Annotated in this window: 20 protein-coding genes and 1 pseudogene; 5 read left to right on the top strand and 16 right to left on the bottom strand. The window is 68.7% G+C overall.

Annotated features, from left to right (window positions below; genetic code table 11):
* Window positions 1-84: 84 nt before the first annotated feature.
* Window positions 85-630 carry an NADPH-dependent FMN reductase gene (locus tag LY40_RS13355; RefSeq protein WP_258937038.1) on the bottom strand — a complete coding sequence of 182 codons (546 nt, stop codon included), beginning with the start codon at window positions 628-630 and terminating at the stop codon, window positions 85-87.
* A 320-nt stretch (window positions 631-950) separates the two neighbouring features.
* Here LY40_RS13355 and LY40_RS13350 point away from each other — a divergent pair, with 320 nt between their 5' ends.
* Window positions 951-2,012 carry an alpha/beta hydrolase gene (locus LY40_RS13350; RefSeq protein WP_258937037.1) on the top strand — a complete coding sequence of 354 codons (1,062 nt, stop codon included), beginning with the start codon at window positions 951-953 and terminating at the stop codon, window positions 2,010-2,012.
* A gap of 164 nt (window positions 2,013-2,176) precedes the next feature.
* Here LY40_RS13350 and LY40_RS13345 read toward each other — a convergent pair whose 3' ends face one another.
* Entirely contained in the window at window positions 2,177-2,725 is a 549-nt protein-coding gene (locus LY40_RS13345) for a hypothetical protein (RefSeq protein WP_183782200.1), read from the bottom strand.
* A 372-nt stretch (window positions 2,726-3,097) separates the two neighbouring features.
* Here LY40_RS13345 and LY40_RS13340 point away from each other — a divergent pair, with 372 nt between their 5' ends.
* The gene (locus LY40_RS13340) at window positions 3,098-4,294 is read left to right on the top strand and encodes an MFS transporter (protein WP_183782197.1); all 1,197 of its coding nucleotides are present in this window, start codon (window positions 3,098-3,100) and stop codon (window positions 4,292-4,294) included.
* A 52-nt stretch (window positions 4,295-4,346) separates the two neighbouring features.
* Here the strand turns inward: LY40_RS13340 and LY40_RS13335 are convergent, their stop codons facing one another.
* From LY40_RS13335 to LY40_RS13320, 4 genes are all read right to left on the bottom strand, one after another.
* Window positions 4,347-4,721 carry a DUF8711 family protein gene (locus tag LY40_RS13335; RefSeq protein WP_183782194.1) on the bottom strand — a complete coding sequence of 125 codons (375 nt, stop codon included), beginning with the start codon at window positions 4,719-4,721 and terminating at the stop codon, window positions 4,347-4,349.
* 56 nt (window positions 4,722-4,777) lie between these two features.
* Entirely contained in the window at window positions 4,778-5,668 is an 891-nt protein-coding gene (locus tag LY40_RS13330) for an SAM-dependent methyltransferase (RefSeq protein WP_258937036.1), read from the bottom strand.
* Between the two features lie 255 nt (window positions 5,669-5,923).
* Window positions 5,924-6,970 (bottom strand): aspartate-semialdehyde dehydrogenase, encoded by a 1,047-nt coding sequence (locus LY40_RS13325; RefSeq protein WP_258937035.1) that lies wholly within the window; start codon window positions 6,968-6,970, stop codon window positions 5,924-5,926.
* Window positions 6,970-8,232, bottom strand: a complete 1,263-nt coding sequence (locus tag LY40_RS13320) for an aspartate kinase (RefSeq protein ID WP_183782185.1) — start codon at window positions 8,230-8,232, stop codon at window positions 6,970-6,972. The genes LY40_RS13325 and LY40_RS13320 overlap by 1 nt, the downstream gene beginning before the upstream one ends.
* 172 nt (window positions 8,233-8,404) lie before the next feature.
* Between LY40_RS13320 and LY40_RS13315 the strand changes: the two genes are divergently transcribed.
* A complete protein-coding gene (locus LY40_RS13315; protein WP_258937034.1) occupies window positions 8,405-8,998 on the top strand; it encodes a nitroreductase family protein in 594 nt (197 codons plus the stop codon).
* 184 nt (window positions 8,999-9,182) lie between these two features.
* On the opposite strand, the pseudogene LY40_RS13310 reads toward LY40_RS13315, so the two are convergent.
* Window positions 9,183-9,500, bottom strand: a pseudogene (locus LY40_RS13310) (hypothetical protein); the annotation flags it as partial.
* A 472-nt stretch (window positions 9,501-9,972) separates the two neighbouring features.
* Here LY40_RS13310 and leuA point away from each other — a divergent pair.
* Window positions 9,973-11,772, top strand: coding sequence for a 2-isopropylmalate synthase (gene leuA, locus LY40_RS13305; RefSeq protein WP_258937033.1), 1,800 nt, complete (start codon window positions 9,973-9,975; stop codon window positions 11,770-11,772).
* A gap of 234 nt (window positions 11,773-12,006) precedes the next feature.
* On the opposite strand, the gene LY40_RS13300 is transcribed toward leuA, so the two are convergent.
* A complete protein-coding gene (locus LY40_RS13300; protein WP_258937032.1) occupies window positions 12,007-12,915 on the bottom strand; it encodes a LysR family transcriptional regulator in 909 nt (302 codons plus the stop codon).
* 80 nt (window positions 12,916-12,995) lie between these two features.
* Here LY40_RS13300 and LY40_RS13295 point away from each other — a divergent pair, with 80 nt between their 5' ends.
* A complete protein-coding gene (locus tag LY40_RS13295) occupies window positions 12,996-13,964 on the top strand; it encodes an EamA family transporter (RefSeq protein WP_183782173.1) in 969 nt (322 codons plus the stop codon).
* An 83-nt stretch (window positions 13,965-14,047) separates the two neighbouring features.
* Here LY40_RS13295 and LY40_RS13290 read toward each other — a convergent pair whose 3' ends face one another.
* The 8 genes from LY40_RS13290 to LY40_RS13255 all read right to left on the bottom strand — a co-directional run bounded on the left by LY40_RS13290 (window position 14,048) and on the right by LY40_RS13255 (window position 21,710).
* Window positions 14,048-15,085, bottom strand: a complete 1,038-nt coding sequence (locus LY40_RS13290) for an ABC transporter ATP-binding protein (protein WP_183785305.1) — start codon at window positions 15,083-15,085, stop codon at window positions 14,048-14,050.
* Between the two features lie 161 nt (window positions 15,086-15,246).
* Window positions 15,247-16,242 (bottom strand): ABC transporter ATP-binding protein, encoded by a 996-nt coding sequence (locus LY40_RS13285; protein WP_183782170.1) that lies wholly within the window; start codon window positions 16,240-16,242, stop codon window positions 15,247-15,249.
* A 5-nt stretch (window positions 16,243-16,247) separates the two neighbouring features.
* Window positions 16,248-17,168 (bottom strand): ABC transporter permease, encoded by a 921-nt coding sequence (locus tag LY40_RS13280; RefSeq protein ID WP_183782167.1) that lies wholly within the window; start codon window positions 17,166-17,168, stop codon window positions 16,248-16,250.
* Window positions 17,165-18,169 (bottom strand): ABC transporter permease, encoded by a 1,005-nt coding sequence (locus tag LY40_RS13275; RefSeq protein ID WP_183782165.1) that lies wholly within the window; start codon window positions 18,167-18,169, stop codon window positions 17,165-17,167. Before LY40_RS13275 ends, LY40_RS13280 begins: the two co-directional genes overlap by 4 nt.
* Before the next feature lie 95 nt (window positions 18,170-18,264).
* Window positions 18,265-19,929 carry an ABC transporter substrate-binding protein gene (locus LY40_RS13270; protein WP_258937031.1) on the bottom strand — a complete coding sequence of 555 codons (1,665 nt, stop codon included), beginning with the start codon at window positions 19,927-19,929 and terminating at the stop codon, window positions 18,265-18,267.
* Window positions 19,930-20,109: 180 nt separating this feature from the next.
* Window positions 20,110-20,739, bottom strand: a complete 630-nt coding sequence (locus tag LY40_RS13265; RefSeq protein WP_258937030.1) for a uridine kinase family protein — start codon at window positions 20,737-20,739, stop codon at window positions 20,110-20,112.
* Between the two features lie 6 nt (window positions 20,740-20,745).
* Window positions 20,746-21,342: a recombination mediator RecR gene (gene recR, locus LY40_RS13260; RefSeq protein WP_183782156.1), complete on the bottom strand. Its 597-nt coding sequence runs from the start codon at window positions 21,340-21,342 to the stop codon at window positions 20,746-20,748.
* Between the two features lie 2 nt (window positions 21,343-21,344).
* Window positions 21,345-21,710 (bottom strand): YbaB/EbfC family nucleoid-associated protein, encoded by a 366-nt coding sequence (locus LY40_RS13255; RefSeq protein ID WP_183782153.1) that lies wholly within the window; start codon window positions 21,708-21,710, stop codon window positions 21,345-21,347.
* Window positions 21,711-21,787 lie beyond the last annotated feature (77 nt).

The raw sequence follows: 21,787 nt of genomic DNA, 5'->3' as shown, positions 1-21,787 counted from the left end.
CGTGCCGCGGGCAGCATGCGACGCGCGCCGGGCCGACGCGACTCGGGGATTACCGCGTTGCCGGGGCCCCAAACCCGGCCGCCGTCATGCCCGGCGCTGGGCGAACTCCGTGACCTGGCTTCCGATGAGCCGCAGCGTGTGCTCGACCTTCTCCTCCGACACACCGCCCTGGGCGTCGAACTTGACCTCACCGGTGTTGACCGCGCCACCGAGTGGTGTGGGCCAGCCGCGGAGGGCGTGCGTGATGGTGCGCAACTGGTCGAGCGTGGTGACGGCAGCCTGCCAGCCGTAGGCGACACCGACCACGCCCACGGCGCGGCCGTCGAGGTAGGGACGCCGGTCGGCGCGCAGGTCCTCGAGGTAGTCGAGCGCGTTCTTGATCAGACCGGACAGTGCGCCGTGATACCCGGGCGAGACGACGATGAGCCCGTCGGCTTCGCGAACGGCCTCGACGAGTTCGCTCGCGCGTGGCGTGCGCTCGACCGATACCGCGTCGTAGAACGGCAGGTCCAGGGCCTGACCGCAGATGGCGGACGTTTCGGCACCCGCGTCGGCCGCACCGGCGAGTGCGACCCGCAGCGCCCGTTCGGTCTGTGAACCGTCCCGCAGCGAGCCGCCGATACCGAGCACCTTGACCGCACTTGCAGAAGTCGCGCCCGTAGAAGTCGCGCCTGTAGAAGTCGCGCCTGTAGAAGTCGCGCCTGTAGAAGTCACAGCTTCGAGGCTAAGCGCTCGACCATGGTCGAGGTCCACTACGGCGGCATCGAGACGATATCCGTCACATCTCGACGCATGTGACGGCGCGACCCCGGCCGGAGGTCCTCGCGACGACATCATCGCAGGTACGGAATGCGGTCACGGGAGCGGAACACGGGTGCCGAGGACTGGCCGCCTCGCCTACTCGGGAGTAACCTCGAGTCGCAGTCAGAGTCGACGGGAAGGCACCACCGATGGCGATTCCACCTCAGATCCGGGCCCAGGCCGCCGCCATGAAAACGATCTACGCACTGCCCTCGCCGTTGCGGCGGCTGATCGCGGGCAAACCGGTGCAGCGGGACGGCCAGGAGCTCGCACTGGACGCGCAGTTGCTGCTGCGGATGCAACAGCTGTCCGGGACGTCACTGGTGGATTCGAACTTCGACGTCGGCAGTTCGCGCGCGGCGCTGGACGCTGCGCGCCACCTGGTGAGCGGTACGCCGATCCAGCCGGTCGCGACCCGCGAACTGTTGATTCCCGCCGACCACGGCGACATCGCGGCCCGGCTGTACACCCCGCAGGGCCTGGCCGACGGCTCGCCGCTGCTGGTCTTCTACCACGGCGGCGGCTTCGTCATCGGCACCCGCGACAGTCACGACAACACGGCGAGGCTGCTCGCCAAGCAGGCCGGCGTGCGGGTGCTGTCGATCGAGTACCGCCTCGCACCCGAGCATCCGTTCCCCGCGGCGCAGCAGGACGCGCTCACGGCCTTCGACTACGCGCACGCGAAGGCCGCCGACCTGGGAGCCGACGCCGACCGCATCGCCGTCGGCGGGGACAGCGCGGGCGGCAACCTCGCAGCGGTGACCGCGCTGGCCGCCACCCGGCGCGGCGGCCCGGCACCCGCGTTCCAGCTGCTGCTCTACCCGGCGGTGGACTCGACGACCACGCGCCGCTCGCGAGAACTGTTCGGCAACGGGTTCTTCCTCACCGACGAGCACATGACGTGGTTCCTCGACCAGTACGCACCCGCAGGCGTCGACCGCGCCGACCCGTTGCTGTCACCACTGCTGGCCGACGACCACACGGGCCTGCCGCCCGCCTACATCGCCACGGCCGGGTTCGACCCGCTGCGAGACGAAGGCGAGGCGTACGCCGCAAAGCTCGCCGAAGCGGGCGTTCCCGTCGGCCTCAGCAGGCAGGAGGACCTGATCCACGGGTTCGCCAACTTCACCGGCGTGGGCACCCGGTTCCGCGAGGCGACCGTCGAGGCCGCAGGGGCCCTCCGCATGGGCCTGTCGGGATACACCCGGTAGCAGGACCGGCGCCTCTCGTCAGCCACCAAACTCGCCCCGGGTGGGAACTCTCCACACGGCTGCCCGTCACGGTGCGGAGGGGCGGCCGTTCCCGGCCACCACCCCTCAAGGACGCGCGTTGAATGCCCCCAAGGCTGACCTTGGGGGCATTCAACGTCTGTGGGTCACGGGGCGGGGACGTCCGGCACCTCAGGGGCATCCGGTGCGTCGGGAACCTCGGGCACCTCCGGCATCGGCACCGGCCCGAGCAGCCCGGACAGCAGCCCCTGCACCGTCGCGAGCAGCGACTGCAACAGACCGTTCACCGCCGCCAGCGGGTCCGGCAGCGCGGGCAACTGCCTCATCTCGGCGTCGGCCGTGTACGCACGCGGCTGCGCCTGCGGGTCCGCGAGCACGTCCTGCACCTTCTCGTTCTGCGTCAACGCCTTCTTCGCGTCGCTTGCCGCCTTCCGTTGGGCCGGTGTCGCGGCGAGCCGCTCGAGCACCGGGTCGATATCGGTGAGAGTGGCCTTCGTGCCCTGCACGTCACCGGAGTAGGCCCGGTCGGTGAGCTGGTCCCGCAGGTCCAGCAGGCGATGTGCGGAGGACTGCGTGGTGACCGAGCCGCTGCCGTCGTCGCTGATGCTCGCGGCCGTCGCGATCCCCGATGTGGAGACCGCGAGCGCGGCCCCTGACAGCACCGCGGCGACCGTGCGAGCGAATCCGGACTTCATGACTGCCAACCTCCTGGCGTGGGAGAGCAACGAACACGTCCAGCCGTACCAACCGGCCTCGCCGTGTACACCGTGCAATCACCTGATCCCGTGGCGTGATGGCGTCACTGCGAGTGCCTGCGATCCCTCGCACACTGGGCCGTCAGGGCTATGGCCTTCACCCGGTTGCCGGTACGACAAGTACCGAGACGAGCGATCCGGGCGTCACACTGCGGTCGCAGCGTCCACCACAGCTCCCACTGCCGTCCCTCGACGTAGCCGTTTCACGGTCCGGCCCTCCGGGTTCACCCTCCGGCGCGTCACCCGCACCCCACATGTGACGTGCCCGAAAGAAGTTGCACGACCGTACCGGGATGCTGTTACGTCGCGGATGTGCCGCTGACGCCTTACCTGCACATTCTTCGCATTCCTCGCATGGCTACGTCGACGCTCGTCGCCGTACTCGCCCGGCTCCCCATGACCGCCACGGGCGTCACGCTGACGCTGCACGTCGTCGGCACACTCGGCCACGGCTACGGCGCCGCCGGCCTCGTCGGCACGGCCACCACCGCGGGCACGGCACTCGCGGCCCCGCTGCTGGGCCGCATGATCGACCGTTACGGACTGCGTCCCGTCGTCGCGGTGTGCGGCACGACGTCGGCGACATTCTGGATCAGCGCACCCCACCTGCCGTACGCGGTGCTGCTCGTCGCGGCGCTGCCCGCCGGTGCGCTCCTCATCCCCGCGGGCCCGATCGCGCGGCAGGTGATCGCCGCGCTCGTCCCCGCCGGACAGCGCCGCACCGCCTACTCGCTCGACTCGGTGCTCGTCGAGCTGACGTTCATGACGGGCCCCGCGCTGGGAATCCTCGTCACCACACAGGTCTCGTCGACGGCCGCGCTGACCGCGATCGGCGTGCTCTTCGGCACGTGCGGATGCGCGCTGTACGCCGTGAATCCGCCGGTGCGGACACCGGACGAAGCGGGACGGTCCCGCGCCGCGGTCCGTCCACCGCTGACATCGTGGCTCGGCAGGCACCTGGTCGCGACATTGCTCGTCGCGACGGGCGCGCTGTTCGTACTCGTCGGCGCCGAACTGGCCGCGCTGGCGGCCCTCCGCGAATCCGGGGAGGTAGGCGCGGCCGGCGTCGTGATCGCCGTGATGTGCCTGGCGTCGCTGGTGGGCGGGATCGTGCACGGGGTCGCCCGACGCTCGGCCTCCCAGCTGACGCTGATGGTCACGCTGGCCGCGCTGACGATCCCCGCGGCACTCGCGACGCAGCCGTGGTGGCTGCTGGCGTTGGTGCTGGTGCCGTCGAACCTCGTGTGCGCGCCGACTCTCGCGGCCACGACGGAACGAGTCTCCCAGCTGGCCCCGCCCGCGGTGCGCGGCGAAGCGATGGGAGTGCAGGACTCGGCGACCCGCATCGGGCTCGCGCTCGGCAGTCCGGTCGTCGGGTTCGTCATGGACCACACGTCGCCGGGCATGGGTTTCGTCGCGGCGGGTGCGGGTGGGCTGGCGTTCGCCGCCGCCGGTGCGGCCCTTTCCCGTCGCGGCACCGCGGACCGCACCGCCCCGCAGCCCGCGTGACGCCCGCCGCGGGCGACCGGGCCACCCGGCCGCCCGCGGCGGGCGTCACCGGTCACATACAGGCCTGGCGGAGACTCTCGAGCTTGGACAGGTTCTGCTGCAGCCACTGGTTGAAGTCACCGATCCGGTCGGCTCGTTGCTGTTCGAGCTCGACGTAGCCGTCGGCCAACGCGGTCAGGTTCTGCTGGAGGTCCTGGTCGGCCGCCTGTCCGGCCAGGTCACGCAGCTGCTGTGCCTTGTCCGCCGCTTCGGACTGGACCTGCTGCGGGTCGACGTTGGGGTTGAGGTCGACGATCCCGAGCGCCTGACCACAGACGCTCGCCTTGTCCGCAGCCCCGTCCACGGACTTACTGATCTCCGAAACCTCGGAACATCCTGCGAGCAACAACATCCCCAGCGCGGCGACCGGCGCCGTCCGTTTCCACATGGCTCGACAACCTACCGGCAAGGCCACCTTGCCGTGATCGACTGTGGACGGGAAGGCTAGTGCTTGCGCGCCGTCAGATACCTCCCCCTGCCGGCGAGCTCCGCGACCTCCTCGTCGTCGAAGGTCCGGCCGTACCGCTCGGCCAGCTGCGCCACCGTTACCTCGTCGACCGCCCATCCCAGCTCGGACAGGCGGGCGTTCGGGTCGTAGTCGGCGTCCGACAGCAGCGAGGCGAGGTCGATCCCCAGTCCGGCCGACAGTGACGCGGCCGAGGAATCCGCGAGAGCCGAGCCCACGCCCGGCATGTACTCCACCGCGATCGTGCTGCCCGGCGCGGACAGCTCGTGCACGGTCGTCAGCAGCCGCTCCGCCGCGTCCGCGGGAAGGTAGGGCATGAGCCCCTCGGCGAGCCAGCTGGTGGGCGCCGCCGGGTCGAAACCGCTGCCGGCCAACGCCGCCGCCCAGTCGTCCCGCAGATCGATCGGGACGCCACGGCGCTCGCATGCCGGTTCGGCACCGCCGTGGTCGAGCACCGCGTCCTTGAACTGCAGCACCCGCGGCTGGTCCACCTCGTACACCGTGGCGCCCTCCGGCCAGTGCAGGCGGAAGGCGCGGCTGTCCAGTCCGGCGGCGAGCAACACGACCTGGCGCGCACCCGCCGATGCACCGGCCGACTCGTGGGAACCGAGCAGATACTCGTCGAGATACCGCGAGCGCAGCCCCAGGAAGACCGACATCAGCGACCACCGGTGATCGTCGTCGGCCACGTCCTCGGCGCGGGTCGGCATGGGGATCGGCGATTCAGCGGCGCGAACGAACTCGGCCGCGTAGGGGTCCCGGACGAGCGCATCGGTCCGGCTTGTCTCGACGGCCCTGGCGGCAGCCACGCCGAGAGCGGTGATGCCCACACCGGAGACGATGTCCCAGTCCCGCAGCTCGTACACCATGTCCGCACCCCTTTTACCGCACGTGATCACTCCACTACCAGGCATACCGCGATTGCTTAGCATCTACAACTATCAGAGACACGCGTCACCGGCGACGAGGAGAACGGGTTCCGAAAAGCGAAAACCGCGAAGGCCTGAACCTTCGCGGTTTTCGTCATGCCGGCACGATCCGGCGGAGAACGCCCGTTCCGGGCTTTCAGCGCCCGGTTCGCTGCGTCTACTGCTTCGCTGTTTTCCCTGACTTCGCTGCGTCTACTACTTCGCGATGCGGTCGGCGACCAGCTCCGCGATCTGCACCGCGTTGAGCGCCGCGCCCTTGCGCAGGTTGTCGTTCGCCAGGAACAGCGTCAGCCCGCGGCCGTCCGGCACGCCCTGGTCGGCGCGGATGCGGCCCACGAAACTCGGGTCCTTGCCCGCGGCCGCGAGCGGCGTCGGCACGTCGACCAGCTGCACCCCCGGAGCCCCGGACAGCAACTCCTGCGCCCGCGCCACGGAGATCGGCGACGCGAACTCGGCGTTCACCGAGATCGAGTGACCGGTGAACACCGGAACGCGCACGCACGTCCCCGACACCGCGAGCCCCGGAATGTCCAGGATCTTGCGGCTCTCGTTGCGCAGCTTCTGTTCCTCGTCCGTCTCGAACGTGCCGTCATCCACAATGGACCCGGCCATGGCCAGCACGTTGAACGCGATCGGCGCGACGTACTTGTCCGGCGAGGGGAAGTCGACGGCCGACCCGTCGTGGGTCAGCTCCTTCGCCTTCGTCCCCGCGGCTTCGACCTGGCTCGCCAGCTCCTCGACGCCGCCGAGCCCGCTGCCCGACACCGCCTGATAGGTGCTGGCGATCAGGCGCGTCAGCCCGGCCTCGTCGTGCAGCGGCTTGAGAACCGGCATCGCGGCCATCGTCGTGCAGTTGGGGTTGGCGATGATCCCCTTGCGCGCGTGGCCGATCGCGTCGGGGTTTACCTCGCTGACCACGAGCGGGACGTCCGGGTCGAGCCGCCACGCCGACGAGTTGTCGATCACCGTCGCGCCCGCCTCGGCGAACCGCTGCGCCTGCGCCTTCGACGTCGAACCACCCGCCGAGAACAGGGCGATGTCCAACCCGGAGGGATCGGCCGTGGCCGCGTCCTCCACCTCGATGTCCTTGCCGCCCCACGACAGCGTCGAACCGGCAGACCGGGCCGAGGCGAACAGCCGCAGCTCGGACAGGGGGAACTTGCGGTCCTCCAGCAGCTGCCGCATCACACCGCCGACCTGGCCGGTCGCACCGACCACGCCTACTCGCAGACCTCCAGCCATCAGCGACCACTCCCCGCGTAGACGACGGCCTCTTCGTCGCCGCCGAGTTCGAACGCCTCGTGGATCGCACGCACCGCGTCGTCGACCTGCTCGTCGCGGATCAGTACGGAGATGCGGATCTCGGAGGTGTTGATGATCTCGATGTTGACACCGGCGTGGGCCAGCGCCTCGCAGAACGTCGCCGTGACACCCGGGTGCGAGCGCATGCCCGCGCCGACGAGCGACACCTTGCCGACGTGATCGTCGTAGAGCACTGCCGAGAAGCCGATCTGCTCCTTGAGCGCCTCGAGCTCGCTCACCGCGCTCGGCCCGTTCGCCTTCGACAGGGTGAAGGTGATGTCGGTGCGGCCCTGGGTGTTGGACACGTTCTGCAGCACCATGTCGATGTCGATCTCGGCGTCCGCGACCGCGCGGAAGATGCTGCCCGCTGCGCCCGCATGGTCCGGGACCCCGGTGACCGTGATCTTCGCTTCGGACCGGTCGTGCGCCACACCGGTGATCAACGCCTGTTCCACGGGGATCTCCTCAATCGAGCCGGCCACCGTTGTGCCCGGCTTGTCGCTGTAGGACGAGCGAACCCGGATCGGCACGCCGTACCGCCTGGCGTACTCGACCGAGCGCAGGTGCAGGATCTTCGAGCCGCTCGCCGCGAGCTCGAGCATCTCCTCGTACGGCACCGTGTCGAGCTTGCGGGCATCCGGCACGATCCGCGGGTCCGCGGTGTACACACCGTCCACATCGGAATAGATCTCGCACGCGTCGGCCTCGAGCGCCGCGGCGAGCGCGACGGCCGTCGTGTCCGATCCGCCACGGCCCAGCGTGGTGATGTCCTTGGTGTCCTGCGCAACGCCCTGAAAACCCGCAACCAGTGCGATGTAGCCCTGGTCGAGTGCCTCGGTCACGCGCCCCGGCGTGACGTCGATGATGCGGGCGTTTCCGTGCACGGACGTCGTCACGACGCCCGCCTGCGAGCCGGTGAACGACCACGCCTCGGCGCCCTGCGCCGAGATCGCCATCGCGACAAGCGCGTTCGAGATCCGCTCGCCCGCGGTCAGCAGCATGTCCATCTCGCGCTCCGGCGGGACGGGATTCACCTGCTCCGCGAGGTCGAGCAGCTCGTCGGTCGTGTCCCCCATCGCGGAGCACACGACGACCACCTCGTTGCCTGCCTTCTTCGTGGCAACGATGCGCTCGGCGACACGCTTGATCCGGTCTGCGCTCTCCAGCGACGAACCGCCGTACTTCTGGACTATGAGCGCCACTTTGGCCGAACCTCCTCGAAGGAGCGGCGCCCGCTCGGCGGCCTTGTCGCAAAGGTGCGCACGCTCCGTATCGTCGGGACCAGGGTACCGATCGTTCACCCGGATGCCATTCGGCCTTGTGACTCCTCGCACGCCGCCGAGCTGCTGGTTTCCGGGCCCATGGAGGTGCGGAATGGGTGGCGGACAACAGGAAACGGCCGTCGGCGTGCACTCGCTGATCACCCTGCGGAGAAGCCCCCGGGCCCTCGACGCAATGAGCGACGTCACATCGGAGCAGATTCGCAGGCTCCTCGAGGCGGCCCGCTGGGCGCCCTCGTTCGGCAACACCCAGCCCGCGCGGTTCCTCGTCGGCCTCCGTGGTGACGAGACCTACGCGCGCGTGCTGGCAGCGTTGACGGAGCGGAATCGGGCGTGGGCCCACCGGGCGGGTGCGCTGCTGATCGGGTCGGCGGTGCGGCGCAACGCCAAGGGAGACGTGCCGTACGCCGAGTACGGCGTCGGGCTCGCGGCGGAGAACCTGGCGCTGCAGGCCGTGGCCGAGGGCCTGGCCGCGCATCAGATGGCGGGCTTCGACGCGGAGCAGGTGCGACGGGACTTCGACGTACCCGCCGACGTGGAACCGCTGGTGGCGATCGCCGTCGGGGTCCAGGCCGACGCGGAGGTACTCGGGGAACCGCGGGACGTCGAGCGGGAGCGGGCCCCGCGCTCCCGCCTGCCGCTCTCGGAGATCGCCTACGCCGGAACGTGGGGCGAGCCCCTGCGGTGACGCTGCGGTTGCGCTCAGTGCCGGCGTGAGCGCCCCCAAGGGCACCCTGGTCGCGTTGGGCGCGACGAATCCTCCCCTGATCATGGCGCAACAGCGAGCGCAACCCGTGCCTCTTCACGGAGTGCGAGGGGAAGAAAGGGCGCGTTGAGTGCGACCAATGTGCCCTTGGGGGCGCCGGCACCGCTCAGGCGCCGCCACCGACGCGGCGGATCACCTTCGCCACGATCGACGACACGACGAGCCAGAAGATCGCGGCGATGCCGTAGTTGATCAGAACCAGCAGTTTCGGATCCGCGGGCTGGAACAGGTCGTGGAACCCGACCGCGAGGTTCTCCGAGGTGTCGGCCACCCACTGCACGATGCCGTTTCCGGGGTTCGCCTCGCCGATCACGAAGACGACGTGGAGCACCAGGATCAGCGCGAACGCGAGGCCGACCCACCGGACGATCCCTGCGAGCAGGCCGACGCCCCGTTCGCGGACCGCCGTCCAGTCGACCGACGGCTCCTTCGCCTCACGCTGCGCACGCCGCGAACCGCCGGTCTGGCCGGCCGCCTTCCCGTTCGCCGCGTCGGGGGTGCCGTTCTGCGTCGCCGCCTGCGGCGCACCGCTGCCGCCGGACGTCGTTTCGGGAGCCGGCGGCTGATGCACCTGAGTGGCCTCCGTGTCGGCGCCACCACCCGCGCTACCCTGCGCGTTCTTCTCCGTGTGCTCACCCATGACCGCAGTCTGACACGTCGCATGGCCGATTGCTACGGGCCAGTAACCTGCAACGATGTTGCGCCGTAACATTTCGGTGTCGGGACCCACTCTCGCCAATGGGCCCGTCGTTGGGTTAGCCTCGCTCTCGTGGCACGCGCACTTCTGCTTCGCTGCCGCGACGGGGCCTGATCGGACCGGCTCCTCGTCGCGGGGTTTCGTCGTGCCGGTCTGAAGACCGAGGCCCTTTCAGCAGCGAGCAGGAGCATTCAGCACCATGAGTACGCCCGAGAGCGGAATCTCCGAAGTACCTTCTTCCAGTAGCCACATCCGTAAGCCGTCGCGTCCGGCGCCCGCCGACCAGGCCGTGTGGAACTTCCAGCGTGGCTCGTCCATGCCGTACCACCGCTACGAACCGTGGCACCGGCTGGTCGAGGACATCCGGCTGCCCGACCGCACCTGGCCGGACAACCGCATCGACCGCGCCCCGCTGTGGTGCGCGGTCGATCTGCGCGACGGCAACCAGGCACTGATCGACCCGATGTCGCCCGCCCGCAAGCGCAAGTTCTTCGACCTGCTCGTGCGGATGGGCTACAAGGAGATCGAGGTCGGTTTCCCCGCGGCCAGCCAGACCGACTTCGACTTCGTGCGCGAGATCATCGCCGACGGCGCGATCCCCGACGACGTCCACATCCAGGTCCTGACGCAGTGCCGCCCCGAGCTGATCGAGCGCACTTTCCAGGCCCTCGAAGGTGCGCCGCGCGCGATCGTGCACATCTACAACTCGACGTCGATCCTGCAGCGCCGCGTGGTGTTCCGCGAGGAGCGCGAGGGCATCAAGAAGATCGCGCTGCAGGGCGCCGAGCTGGCCGCCGAGTACGCGAACAAGTACTCCGACACCGAGTTCCGCTTCCAGTACTCGCCCGAGTCGTACACCGGTACGGAGCTGTCGTACGCGGTCGAGGTCTGCAATGCCGTGGCCGACATCTGGCAGCCCACGCCGGAACGGCCCGCGATCATGAACCTGCCCGCGACCGTCGAGATGGCCACGCCCAACGTCTACGCCGATTCGATCGAGTGGATGGGCCGCAACCTCGACAAGCGCGACTCGATCATCCTGTCGCTGCACCCGCACAACGACCGCGGCACCGGCATCGCCGCCGCCGAACTGGGCTATCAGGCGGGCGCCGACCGCATCGAGGGCTGCCTGTTCGGCAACGGCGAGCGCACCGGCAACGTCGACCTCGTCGCGCTGGGTATGAACCTGTTCAGCCAGGGCGTCGACCCGCAGATCGACTTCTCCGACATGGACGAGATCAAGCGGACCGTCGAGTACTGCAACCAGCTGCCCGTGCACGAGCGCAGCCCGTGGGGCGGCGACCTGGTCTTCACCGCGTTCTCCGGCAGTCACCAGGACGCGATCAACAAGGGCTTCGCCGCACTGGAGGCCGCGGCGGAGAAGGCGGGCACCCCGGTCGACGAGTTCCCGTGGGAAGTGCCGTACCTGCCGATCGATCCGAAGGACGTCGGGCGCACCTACGAGGCGGTCATCCGCGTCAACTCGCAGTCCGGCAAGGGCGGCATCGCCTACATCATGAAGAGCGAGCACCAGCTGGACCTGCCGCGCCGCCTGCAGGTGGAGTTCTCGCAGGTCGTGCAGCACTACACCGACTCCGAGGGCGGCGAGGTCGACCCGGACACGATGTGGACGGCCTTCTCCCGCGAGTACCTGGAGTCCACCACGCCGCTGAAGCTCGAGCAAGCACAGGTGGCCGCGACGTCGGACGGCTACGAGGTGAACGCGACCGTGCTGGTCGACGGCGACGAGCGCGAGATCAACGGCCGTGGCAACGGGCCGATCGCCGCGTTCTTCGACGGCCTGGCCACCGTGGGCTACGACGTGCGGCTGATGGACTACAGCGAGCACACCATGTCTCCGGGTGACGACTCGCGCGCCGCCTCGTACATCGAGTGCGGCATCGGCGACAACGTCTACTGGGGTGTCGGCATCGACCCGTCGATCGTCACGTCCTCGCTGCGCGCCGTCGTCTCGGCGATCAACCGCGCGCACCGCTGATCGGCCACGCGCCCCACCGAGGGGCCGCGCACCACTGAGGAATCCGCGAACGCGGGGTGGGCACATGCCCGCCCCGCGTTCGCGTTTCCGCCCGGTCGCCCGCCGCCCCCTCTCAGCGACGCGCCTTCTCTGGCCCGTGTCGCGTGCTCCGGGGAGGTCGTCCGCTAATCCTGGAGTCACGCGGGCGCGCAGCTGACCTCGACGGCCCGTGTTGCGGCTTCCGGAAGACGATCCTCACGCACCCGGTTCGCCGAACTGGGCGGCCTCGGCACGGATCGCGTCGAGGACCGCGCGCACCGCGGGACGCCGATCCGGCGCACCGGGGCGGATCACGGCCTCGACGTGCCTGGCGGCCTTGATGCCGGCGAGCGGTTTGCACCGCACCTTTGCCGTGTCCACTGTGTACCGTGGCAGGAGCGCGATGCCGTGGCCCGCGGCGACGAGCGATTCGATGATCCGGAAGTCGTTGATCCGCTGCACCACCCGCGGCCGGACACCGGTCCTGGTGGCCAGTGACATCAGCAGGTCGTCGACGGGGAATCCGACGTCGACGCTGATCCAGGACTCCGCGGCCAGGTCTGCGAGCTCGACGCGGTCGGCGCCCGCGAGCGGATGCTCCGGGGGCAGTGCCACGTCGAGGGGCTCCCGCAGCAGTGGCAGGACCTCGAGCCGTTCGGAGGCGACGGGCGGGGCGTACTCGTCGCGGTGCATCACCACGATGTCGAAGTCGGCCATGAGCCCCGGCACTTCCGGTGGCGTCATGTCGACATCGCGGACGTCCAGGTCGAGGCCGTCGACGGCCTCGACCTGTCGCAGCAGTCCCGGCAGCAGCACGAGGGCCGCCGACGGGAACACCGCCAGCCGCACACGTCCGCGTGGGGTGCTGCGGAAGGTGTCGAGTTCGGCCTCCGCGCGGTCGATCGCGCCGAGCACGTCGTCGGCCCGCGCGACGAGCGCGGTTCCGGCGTCGGTGAGGCGCAGTCCGCGGCCGTCAGGCTCGGTGAGGACGAGTCCGACTTCGGCCTGCAGTGCGCGCAGCTGTTGTGACACCGCCGACGGCGTGCAGCTCAGGGCTTTCGCGGCCTCCGACACACTGCCCCGATCGGCGAACTCCCGCAGCGTCCTCAACTTGCCCACATCCACGAGGAAATTGAAGCATAACTACATACTTTCTGCAAATATTCTCGCTGGACTACAGAGTCATGGGGCTGCAGGCTGGAGCCATGGCGCTGAGAGATCGACTGCTCGCCGCGTTCGTCGCCGTCATCTGGGGTTGCAACTTCCTGGCGATCCACGCGGTACTGACCCACTTCCCACCGCTGTTCGCGGGCGCGATCCGGTTTCTCGTCATCGCCGTCCCCACGATGCTGCTGATCCCCCGTCCCAAGGTGAAGGCGCGCTGGCTGATCGGCTACGGCCTCGGCTTCGGGACGTTCCAGTTCGCGTTCCTGTTCGTGGGCATGTACACGGGAATGCCCACGGGCCTCGCGTCGCTGGTGCTGCAGTCCTCGGCGCCGTTCACGGTGCTGCTCGGCGCGGTGATGCTGCGGGAACGGCTGTCGCGCAGGCAGCTGGCGGGCATCGCACTCGCCGTCGTCGGCATGGCCGCCATCGCCTGGCAGCGCGCCGAGTACGCCGCCCTGCTGCCGGTGATCCTGACGCTGCTGGGCGGGCTGAGCTGGGCTGCGGGCAACCTGTGTTCCAGGCAGGCGAAGCCGGACAACCCGCTGCACTTCACGCTGTGGATGAGCGTGGTGCCGCCACTGCCCATGCTCGCGTTGTCGCTGGTGTTCGAGGGACCCGAGCGCCAATGGCTGTCGCTGGCGACCCTGGACGAGGCGTGGCTCGCGCTGGCCGGACTCGCCTACATCGTCCTGCTCGGTACCGTCCTCGGTTCCGGAATCTGGACCACACTCATGCGCCGCAACCCTGCCAGCTCCGTCGCCCCGTTCTCACTACTCGTGCCGGTGGTCGGGATGACGCTGTCGTTCGTGCTGCTCGACGAACGGCCGACCCCGGTCGAGATCACGGCCGCGGCCGTCGTCGTGGTCGGCGTGTTCCTCGGCTCCACCACCGCACGGCTCATCCGAGGCCGAAGCCGACACCGCGACCCCGTCGTCGATGCCGAAGAGCCCGGCGAGGTGCAACCGAGCGTGTCGCACGTGCCCCCAAAGGCACCGTCGGGGCGCTGACCGCAGCCACGCGTCAGCGTGTCCTTGAGGGGTAGGGGTCGGGCCGGCGGTGCCCCAAGGGCACCTTGGGGCACCGCCGCCGGTCACGAGTCGGGGTGGACGAGTTCGGGTTCGACTTCGTGCGAGGTGATCCTGCCCGCGAGGATGTCCTCGGCGTAATGGCACGCGACCCGGTGGCCGCCGCCCACGTCGCGGAGCTGCGGCCGGTCCGTGTCGCACAGCGTTTCCTGTTTCCACGGGCAACGCGTGTGGAACCGGCAGCCCGTCGGCGGATTCGCGGGCGACGGCAGGTCGCCGGTCAGCAGAATCTGTTCCCGCTCGTCCTCAACTGTCGGATCCGGCACCGGAACGGCCGACAGCAACGCCTTCGTGTAAGGGTGCATCGGCTCGGCGTACATCTCGTCGGAGCTCGCCTCTTCGACGAGCGAGCCCAGGTACATCACGCCGATCCGGTCGGAGATGTGCCGAACCACGGCCAGGTCGTGGGCGATCACCAGGTACGTCAGCCCGAGTCGCTGCTGCAGCTCCTCCAACAGGTTCAGCACCTGCGCCTGCACCGACACGTCCAGTGCCGACACCGGCTCGTCGGCCACGATCAGGTCCGGTTCCACGGCCAGTGCCCGCGCGATACCGATCCGCTGCCGCTGACCGCCCGAGAACTCGTGCGGATACTTGTGCAGCGCGCTCTCCGGGAGACCGACGGAGTCGAGGAGTTCCACGAGCCGGGCCCGCGTCGACTCCTTGCCGGAGTCGAGTCCGTGTGCGCGCATGCCCTCGATGAGGATCGACTCCACGGACTGCCGCGGGTCCAGACTGGACAGCGGGTCCTGGAAGATCATCTGCATGCGTCGGCGCGACTTACGCAGCCTCTCACCCTTGAGCGTCGACACGTCGATGTCGTCGAACACGACGCGCCCGCCGGTGGGCTCGACGAGCCGCAGCAGGCCGCGGCCCAGCGTGGTCTTGCCGCAACCGGACTCGCCGACCAGGCCGTAGGTCTCGCCGCGCCGGATCGTCAGGTCGACGCCGTCGACCGCGTAGACGTAACCGACGGTGCGTTCCAGCACGATTCCCCGCTTGATCGGGAAATGCACCTCGAGGCCCTCGACGGTGACGAGCACGTCGTCGCCGCCCGCGGCACCGTCACCGGACCGGGACGTGCCGTCGTCGGGCCCGGCCGCGCCGGCGACCTGCGCTCCGGTGACGTCGCCGTCTTCCGGTGTGGCGCCGGTGGCTGCTGTCTCGGTGCCGGTGACGTCCGTCGTCGTGGCGGTTTCGTCGGTCACAGGGCTCCCTCCGTTACGGCATCGCCGATGGCGACGGGGTTGTGACAGCGCAGCATCCTGCCGTCGTCGGCCTTCAGCTCGGGCGGCTCGCTCCAGCACACGTCCGTCGCATTGGGACAACGCGGCGCGAACGCGCAGCCCTGCTCCCATTCGATGTTGTCCGAAACCGAGCCACGGATCGGCGTCAACGGCTCACCCCGCGGCGCGTCGAGCCGCGGGATCGACTGCAACAACCCGTGCGTGTAAGGGTGCCGTGACCGCTGGAACAGGTCGTGCCGCTGCGCCTGTTCGACGATGCGGCCGCCGTACATGACGTTGACGTCGTCGCACAGTCCCGCCACGACACCGAGGTCGTGCGTGATCATGATCAGCGCGGTGTCCGTTTCGGACACCAGTTCCGACAGCAGCGACAGGATCTGCGCCTGGATCGTCACGTCCAGCGCGGTCGTCGGCTCGTCGGCGATCAGCAGCTTCGGCCTGCACGCCAGCGCGATCGCGATCAGCACACGCTGCCGCATGCCACCGGAGAGCTGGTGCGGGTACTCGTCGATCCGCCGCTGCGGATCCGGTAGTCCGACCCGGTCCAGCAGTTCGGCGGCCTCGACCCGTGCCTCCTTCCGCGACATTCCGCGGTGACGTTCGAGCACCTCGGTGATCTGCAACCCGATGGTGATCACCGGGTTCAGGGACGACAGCGGGTCCTGGAACACCATGCCCAGGTCCCGGCCACGCCGATCGCGCAGCTGCTTGTCGGAGAGCGTCAGCAGTTCGGTGTCTTCGAAGGTCACCGAGCCGCTGATCTCCGCACCCCGTTTGGGCAGCAGCCCCATGATCGCCAGCGACGTCACGGACTTGCCACTGCCCGATTCCCCGACGAGCCCCACGGTCTGCCCCGGTTCGACGGAGAAGCTCACGCCGTCGACCGCGGTGAACGGGCGGGTCCCCTTGCGTTTGAACACGACGCTCAGGTCGCGTACGTCCAGTAGTGCCACGTGAGTTACCGCCTGTTCTTCGGGTCGAGCGATTCCCGCATCGACTCGCCGAGCAGTGTGAAGCCGAGCGCCACGATGATGATCGCGATGGCGGGGAAGAACGCCAGCGACGGTTTCACGCTGAGCAGCTCCTGCGCGTTGCCGAGCATCAGGCCCCACTCCGCGCGCCGCCAGTCGGAATCGCCGAGGCCGAGGAACGACAGCGCCGCCGCGTCGATGATCGCGGTCGCGAGCGTGAGCGTCGCCTGCACGATCACCGGGCCGATCGAGTTCGGCAACATGTGCCGGAACACGATCGTCTTCCGCTTGACGCCGAGCGCCGTCGCCGCGAGGACGTGGTCGCTCGACCGCTGGGCGATCATCGCGCCCCGCAGTAATCGTGCGAACACCGGAACACCGATCATCGCCACCGCGATGATCACCGTCCACTGACTACCCGGCAGCAATGCCGCGATCGAGATCGCCAGCAGCAGCGAGGGGAGCGACAGCATGATGTCGGTGAGTCGCATCAACAGACTGTCGACCCAGCCGCCGAACGCGCCCGCGAGCCCACCGATGATCATGCCGATGGTGACGCCGATCAGCGTCGCGAACACACCCACGAACAGGGTCTGCTGCGCACCGACGAGCAGCCGGGAGAAGAAGTCGTACCCGTTCTGGTCGCTGCCGAGCAGGAAGCCCGGCATCGGACCCGGGATGTTCGACGGCGTCAGCTCGGACTGCAACTCCGGATAGGGCCGATACGGGTCCTTCGGCGCGATGAACGGCGAGATGATCGCCAGGATGACGAACAGGCCGACGATGACGAGACCGAGGATCGCGACCGGACTGCGGAACGTCCGGCGGAGCGCGTCCATGGCGAGGCTGGTTCCACCCTCGGCCAGCGAGTCGATCTTGTCGGCCTTCCGCGTGGAAAGAATGCTCATCGCACACGCACCCTCGGGTCGATGATTGCGTACGAAATGTCGACCAGCAGGTTGACCAGCACGAAGACCGTGGCGAACAGCAGGATGAGCCCCTGCAGCCGCGGATAGTCACGTTGCTGGATCGCCTGTTCGAGCAGGGTGCCGAGCCCGCCCCAGGCGAACACCTTCTCGGTCAGCACCGCACCCGACATGAGCAGGCCGGTCTGCAGGCCGATCGTCGTCGACACGGGAAGCAGAGCGTTCCGAAGCACGTGGCGCTTGCGCACGATCTGCGTCGTCAGACCCTTCGAGTTCGCCGTGCGGACGAAGTCCTCACCCTGCACGTCCAGCACCGAGGCGCGCGTGATCCGCACGATCACCGCGAACGGAATGCTCGCCAGCGCCACCGAGGGCAGGATCAGATGCAGCATCGCATCCCACGTGGCGTCGAACTCGCCCGTCAGCAGTCCGTCCAATGTGGCGATGCCGGTGATCCTGGTGGCGTCGATCAGCACGTCCTGCCTGCCGGACGGCGGCAGCAACGACATCTCCTGCGTGAAGATGTACTTGAGCAGGAAGCCGAGGAAGAACACCGGCACCGCGACGCCGACGAGCGTAGTGACGACCGTGGCGTTGTCGAGGAACCTGCCGCGGAACCGGGCCGCGATGTAACCCATCGGGATGCCGAACAGCACCGCGAGGAACATCGCCGCGGCGGACAGCTCCAATGTCGCGGGGAACGCCCAGCTGACCTCCTCCATCACCGGGTCACCGGTGATCAGCGAACTTCCGAAGTCACCGGTGAGCACGCGGCCGAGGAAGCGGAAGTACTGGACGAAGATCGGATCGTCCAGCCCCAGCACGGCGTTCATCGCCGCGACCCGCTCCGGGGTGGCCTTGTCTCCCAGCAATGCCGTCGCCGGCCCGCCGGGCAGCATCCGGAGCCACGCGAAAACCAAAATGGACAGTACGAACAGCGTCGGAACCGCCTGTAGCAGCCGACGCACCGTGAACCTGAGCATGAATAGGTGCCTTTGCCCCATGAAGCCGGGAGGCAGCGCTCACGCACGCGGCGCGCACGCAGGCACTGCCTCCCGGTGGGATGTCGAGCAGAGCGTCAGCTCTGGCCCTTGGAAACCGAGACGAACCGCTCGTCGGTCAGCGGGCTCGGGACGAGTCCCTGCACGTCGCCGCCCACGACGATCGCCGGCGGCGACGACGTCAGCGGGACGGCGGGCACGTACTCGGAGATCTTGACCGCGGCCTCCTCGTAAGCCTTCTTCTGCCCCTCGTCGTCGACCGTCGCGTCGGCGTCGGCCAGCGCCTTGAAGATCTCCTTGTCGTTGAAACCGAACTCCGCCTTCTCGCGGCCGAAGAACGTGCCGACGAAGTTGCCGGCGTCGCCGTAGTCGCCGGTCCAGCCGAGCAGGTGGATGTCGTGGTTACCGTGCTTCTGGATGTCGTCCTTGAAGCCGCCGTTCCACGGCCGCTGCACCATTTCGACGTCGATACCGGCCGCGTCGAGGTTGTCCGAGACCGCGCCCGCGATGTCCACCGGGTTCGGCATGTACGGGCGGCTGACCTCGGTAGGCACGTAGAACTTGAGTTTCAGGTCCTCGGCGCCCGCTTCCTTCAGCAGCTGCTTCGCCTTGTCCACGTCGTGCTCGTGCTTCTCGACGTCGTCGGTGTAACCGTCGGTCTCCTCCGGCACGAACTGGTACCGGGCCGACGCGCCCTCGGGAAGCTGGTTCTTCGCGAGCTGTTCCTTGTTGATCGCGTACTCGATCGCCTTGCGGACGCGTTCGTCCTTCAGTTCCGGCGTGTTCTTCTGGTTGATGCCCAGATAGAGGATGTTGAACGTCGGGCGGACCATCACCTGGGCGCCCGAATCGCGCAACGCCTGGTAGTCGGCGGGGTTCGGCAGATCGTAGCCGTCGATCTGGCCGGAGATCATGTCCTGCTTGCGGGCGTTCTCGTCCGGGATGACTCGGAAGACGATCTTCTCGAGCTTCGGCTTGTCGCCCCAGTAGTCGTCGTTACGCGTCAGCGTGATGGTGTTCGCCGACTTGTCGTAGGACTCGAACTTGAACGGCCCGGTGCCCGTCGGGTGTTCGTTGGCGTAGGCCGGGTAGTTGAACGACTCGCCGCTCTGCGTGACCTCGTCGGCGTTGTGCTCCTTCAGCGCCTCCGGGCTCGACATCGACAGCGACGTCAGGCCGAAGGCGTCGGGGAACGCACCCTTGGCCTCGTTGAGGTTCAGCACCGCGGTGTGCTCGTCCTTCGCCTCGCAGGACTTGTACACCGGGTCACCCGAGGCGTCACCCTTGTTCTCGGCGAAGCCCTCGAACACGTCGCCGTAATAGATCATCTGGCTCTGCGCGGCGGCGCCCGGCATGTTGTACCAGCGGTCGAAGTTGAAGCAGACCGCCTCGGCGTTGAAGTCGGTGCCGTCGTGGAACTTGACTCCTTCGCGCAGCTTGAACGTCCACGTCGTGCCGTCGTCGCTCGGGGTCCACTCGGTGGCCAGACCTGGCTCGAGTTCGGCGGTGCCGGGCTTGTACGCGACGAGCGTCTCGTACATCTGCCGGATCGGGCGGAAGCTTTCGCCGTCGTCGTTGAACACCGGATCGAAGTTCTTCGGCGCGCCGGCGGCGCCGAACACCAACGTGTTCGCGTTTCCGGCGTCCTCGCCACGTTCCGAGGCACAAGCGGACAACGCAAGCGCGCCCGCCAGCCCGATCAGGGCGAGGCGGCGCGTGCGGTTCACCCGTGAGTGGAGCATGTTCGCACCCCTTGAGAAAGGTCAGTCGGGTTACGCCCAGGTGGGCGCAGATGGGGGCAGACCTTAGCGGCTCGTTGCCGGTTCCTTAAGTACTTGAGGTTACGATCGGGCTACTTGACAGCCGTTTCCGGCGACTAATTCACGAATTCGGACACGGATAGTGCCTGAAAACCAAAATTTTCAGCGCCCTGCGACGAATGGATTAGACCGTTCGGACGAGTACGTCACGTCGGCCGCCTCATGAGGTTCGTCCACCGAGAACCAGCCGGCCTCGAAGCGCTGCCACCGCTCCAGGTGCGGTCTGGACCACTCGCCGTCGCGGGCCACCGCGCGCGCCAACCGGGCGTCCCGGTCCGCGTGGTCCAACCAGCACAGCACGGAGGTCGAAGCCCGCACCGACCGGCGGCCCGACGACACGCCTTCCAGTACGAGTACGTCCGGTACCGGAACGTCCACCTGCGCACCGGCGACCGGCTCCCCCTCATCGGTCCACTCGGTGCGCCGGAACCGACCGGGCCTGCCGGCCGCGAGCGGTTCGAGCACCCCCGCGGCCAGCCGCGGCCACCACGACACCGGGTCGTCCCACGTCGCGAAGTCGTCGGTACTCACCAGCGCAGGATCGGCCCCGCGGCCGCGGAGAACGTCGACGACCCGGGCCGCCAGGTGCGACTTCCCCGCACCCGACGGCCCGTCGATCGCGATCAGCCGCACCGCCCCGAGCCGCGGCGGCGCGGCGAGAACCCGGTCGGCCAGCTCGCGGGCCGCGTCGACCGCGCGACCGTCACGCACCGTGCCGCAGTCCGGACCCATGGCGGGTCACAGCGCGCGGCGGCCCGACAGCGCGCGGCCGAGCGTCAACTCGTCGGCGAATTCGAGGTCGCCACCCATCGGCAGGCCGGAAGCCAGCCGCGTGACCGTCAGCCCCGGGAAGTCACGCAGCATCCGCACCAGGTACGTCGCCGTGGCCTCACCCTCGGTGTTCGGGTCGGTCGCGATGATCACCTCGGTGATCTCCTCCGACCCGATACGCGTGAGCAGGTCCTTGATGCGCAGTTGGTCGGGCCCGACACCCGACAACGGGTCCAGCGCACCCCCGAGCACGTGGTAGCGGCCGCGGAACTCACGCGTGCGCTCGACGGCCAGGACGTCCTTCGGCTCCTCGACGACACAGACCGACGTGGCGTCACGGCGCAGGTCGTTGCAGATCCGGCACCGCTCGGCCTCGGAGACGTTGCCGCAGATCTCACAGAACCGCACGCCCTCGGCGACCTTGCCGAGCACCTCGCGCAGCCGCCCGATGTCCTGCGGATCCGAGGCGAGCAGGTGGAACGCGATCCGCTGCGCACTCTTCGGACCGACCCCGGGCAGCCTGCCGAGCTCGTCGATCAGGTCCTGAACGACACCTTCGTACACGCTTACATTCCGGGGAGGCCGAGGTTGCCCATGCCGGGCAGGCCTTCGCCGCCGCCGAGCCCACCCGTGATGGAGCCCAGCTTCTCCTGCTGGAGCTGCTGCGCGTTGCTCGTCGCGTCGCGGACGGCCGCCACCACCAGGTCGGACAGCGTTTCGACGTCCTCGGGGTCGACGATCCCCGGGTCGATGTCGAGCTTCTTCAGCTCGAGCTCGCCGCTGACCGTTGCGGTCACCTTGCCGCCGCCTGCGGTGCCGGTGACCTCGGCGTTGGCCATCTCCTCCTGCGCCTCGAGCATCTGCTGCTGCATCTGCTGCGCCTGCTGCATGATCTGCTGCATGTCGGGCATTCCGCCGCCGGGCTGCGCCATGGTGGTCGATCCGATCTCTCGCTTGAGCTGGCTGTACCGGCCAGCCTAGTCGCCGCACCTGTGGCACCGTGGACACC

Source organism: Prauserella salsuginis (genome assembly GCF_024648885.1).
Taxonomy (GTDB): Bacteria; Actinomycetota; Actinomycetes; order Mycobacteriales; family Pseudonocardiaceae; genus Prauserella; species Prauserella salsuginis.
The sequence above is the reverse complement of the archived record's forward strand: the minus strand, read 5'-3'. Positions and strand labels throughout refer to the sequence as shown.